The sequence below is a fragment of the bacterium genome (genome assembly GCA_012517375.1).
In the GTDB taxonomy this organism is placed as follows: domain Bacteria; phylum Hydrothermota; class Tepidihabitantia; order B3-TA06; family B3-TA06; genus JAAYVC01.
Genome location: JAAYVC010000092.1, coordinates 1 through 2,706, shown reverse-complemented (window position 1 = coordinate 2,706; position 2,706 = coordinate 1). Strand labels below are relative to the sequence as shown.

Annotated in this window: 2 protein-coding genes; both read right to left on the bottom strand. The window is 44.8% G+C overall.

The window, feature by feature from the left end; genetic code table 11:
• Window positions 1–1,894 (bottom strand): formylglycine-generating enzyme family protein (locus tag GX441_09670; GenBank protein ID NLI98907.1); only part of this gene is annotated, 1,894 nt, incomplete at its 3' end.
• 59 nt (window positions 1,895–1,953) lie between these two features.
• Window positions 1,954–2,523 (bottom strand): hypothetical protein, encoded by a 570-nt coding sequence (locus GX441_09665; protein NLI98906.1) that lies wholly within the window; start codon window positions 2,521–2,523, stop codon window positions 1,954–1,956.
• Between the last annotated feature and the right edge of the window lie 183 nt (window positions 2,524–2,706).

Sequence of the window (2,706 nt, the reverse complement as noted above, 5' to 3'; positions counted from 1 at the left end):
GCGGTCCGCCTATGCGGTCGTATCTGTCCTGCCACTCCTTCGGGTACTTGTAGCAGCCGCCTCGGTGAACCTTAAGCTGCTTCTTGCCTCCATCCGCAGGACCCTGCGGGTTAATGGTATCCGCAGGATTGTACGGCTCATACCAGTCCGCAACCCACTCGAAAACGTTGCCGACCAAATCGTAGCAGTCGTAGTGGTTCTTGCCCTTCTCGAAGGAGCCTACTGGAGCCGTGAACTCGTAGCCGTCAAGCTTGCCGGTATCACCCCAGTTGCAGTAATCGTCATGCCACTCGTTGCCCCAGGGGTAAAGGGTTGTGCCGCCATTCGACGCCGCAAACTCCCATTCAGCCTCGGTCGGAAGCCGCTTGCCCGCCCACTTGGCATAGGCAGCTGCGCCGTACCAACTGACGTAATATACAGGGTACTTTTCCCTGCCCTTGCGGACGATGTACTTGCCGTCCTCAAGCAGGATGTCCGGGTAGCTTGTCTCATCCAGCCAGTAGGAGCCTCCCTCCTTTTGGTTGCCTACATCGTTCAGGAATTCAGAGTACTGCTCGTTGGTCACCTCAAAGCGGTCGAGAAAGAAGCTTGAAAGATACACTCTTCGAACAGGCGAGCAGTTTCTATCTGCACTATCACCCATTAGAAAAGGCCCATCTGCTTTAATAATTTCCATTCTTTGAGGCGTTATAACATAACTGGAATTCTTTGCTTCTTTCTCCATCAAATATGCCGTGAATTCCTCACCGTCTATCACAAGTTCTTTGTTTATGTCCAAACCGCTGAGTTTTGAAAGAATCTGGATTGCAATATCAGCACTGTGATCTTCCTTTCTTTGAAACTCAGAAAGAAATAACGGAATAATATAAGGGGTTTTCGATTGATTAACCACTTTAGTCCAGAAATAAGTTGCAATCTCGTATCCCCTCCATCCCACATATTCAGAACCTGCGCCTTTAGGCAACTCCATTTCTTTTTCTATAAGTTCGTCTTCAGCAGAAACAGCCAACCAGCTTCGAAGATCGTAGATTTTGTCCTTGTAATCGTCAAGATGATAAGCTTTAATTCCTTTTTCATCCAAGTGAAATTCTTTGCGCATTACTTCAACTATATATTCAGCAAGTCCGTCTCCGATCCAGCGGTTTTTTGAATCGTTGTATATGTTGTAGTATCTGTCTAATGAGCCTTCTACCCATTCATGCGGAAAAACAGTGTACAGCAAATTATTCCACAACGATGTATCCTGCTTCAAAGGTATCCCGTAACCGTTAAGGCAAATCCCGAGTACGTACTTGTCAATCAGCATTATCTTAAGCGGCTCAAGCCTCATCCCCGTGATTTCCTGGATTATCCGCCTCTCTTGCTGCATTACTTCCAATATTTTCTGAGCCTGCGCCTCATAGCCCACGGAATATAAAACCCTTATCCCTTCGTTTTCAATCTGTAATAATCCTTGCCCTGTTTCGAACCCTACATTTTCACCCATCGATATTAGCTGGTTTGTGGATATGTCTGCGTATAACGAGTAATATGCTTTGAGAGGTTTTTCGGAGTATGCGACACATTTGATTTTATTTGAGGAGTCTTTTTTTAGCACATGGAACAGAACCTCACCGTTTGTGTTTGACGTCTGGCCTACCTTATGACTTCCAACAGAAAGAGTGCATTGAATGCCTGGTGCAGGTTGATCAAGGCTATCGTAAAACTGGATAGGAATAGGAAGACTATCCTTGTTAGTCAACCCAGGAAGAAGGTACTCAATTTCATTAAGTATTTCTTTTACCTCGATAGTTATAGAGTCTGGCTTGGCAAATATCTCTACCTTAGGTTCTATGCCCGACAGCATAGTAACTATTGAAATGCTCCATAACATAATGGTAACGTAATATCTCATAACTATTCATTTTTTTCGTCTCAGTAGGGGGGAGGTTAACCTCCCCCCTACTGAGTTTTTTACATTAGTCTCCTTCCTGTAATTATTACGTAATCGCAAACCCCTGTGTGATACAATTTGCCTTTGCTCCCCAGCCAGTATGTGCATTCTTCGGAACTTGTCTCCGTTACGTGTATCTTCTTCCTTGCTAGCGGTTCTTTATTTCCAATTGGTGCGCCCATGAGTATATCGTGGGTATCATCATAATCATTTGGTGTTATCTGTAGTATATGGTTTGGCGAATTATATGCATCCGCAGTCGTTTCACATAGAAAGCCCACCAGGATTTTGATTTGATTTCCAACAATGTAGTTTGAAGCTGTTTGAAGTTGTTCTGCTAAGTCAGCACATTCGCCCCAGTTTTCCGCATCCCTGGCGTCATAAAGGTCGCTTATCAGCGCTAGGAACTCGTTTTTATGAGCCTGAGTATCGAAGGTTACAGTTCCAGCATTAATGGCATCTTCAATGATTGAAATAAACTCAGTCTTTTCAGGGTTATCGTAACCATAATAAGAAAAGGTCTGCGCCGACGCCGCTATAGGTATTGCCGCCGCCATTATTATTGCCGCTAGCGTTATTATTCTCTTCACGTTTTCCTCCATCATTCAGGAGCTGCACAAAGTGCAGTCAGCGAGTTTTTTGCAGGGCGTCCCTCTTGCCCTTGCACCTTCCTGCTCATTGCTCGCTTCTCAGGGACTTGAGGCGCATTGCCAGAATCATAATCAGATTTCTTTTATGTGTCAAGAGGATTAATATCTAATCCAGTTTTTACG